1 pseudogene is annotated in these 564 nt (G+C 59.8%); it reads right to left on the reverse strand.

Annotated features, from left to right (window positions below):
* Positions 1-302: 302 nt before the first annotated feature.
* A pseudogene (locus E6R62_RS40145) lies at positions 303-564 on the reverse strand (hypothetical protein); the annotation flags it as partial.

Raw genomic sequence — 564 nt, forward strand, 5'->3', positions numbered from 1 at the left:
TCACATTTCAATCACGCACGGTATTTCTCTTCACGGGAATACCGTGTGCAACGCCTCAACTCCCTCCCCTCGAAGATGTTTGCCTGCCTGATTGCAAAAATCAGAGTTTTCATACGACCGAAGAGCAGGCCGAGTACCTGCGCAAACAAAAAATCGACTACGCGCAAGGCTGGCGATACCGATGCCGGCGGAGGCGTTCATAGCGTTTCATTGGCAGAATCGAAGTGTGCGGGAGGTGGTGGCGCAGGCGGCGCAGACGGAAGGCGCCGTGCAGCGCGATCCGGGTTGAGGACTTCGCGGGCTCAATGCCTCGCCCCACTCGCTTGCAGATGCCTGAGCTTGTCCGGATTGCGCACCACATACACCTCCGCAATCCTCCCCTCCACAATCCGCAACGCCGTGCTCTGCAAAATGTCATCCGCTTCGCGCGTGATGAATCCCGGCAGGCCGTTGATCAATCCGTACATGACCACGCGCGAGCGGTTCAGCGCGAAGATGGGCGCCAGGTCCCGGTGCAGTTGCACGACCTCGGCGATGCCGTGGATCGGGAATGCGGATGCCGGG

This window comes from Streptomyces sp. A1136 (assembly GCF_004795055.1).
GTDB lineage: Bacteria > Actinomycetota > Actinomycetes > Streptomycetales > Streptomycetaceae > Streptomyces.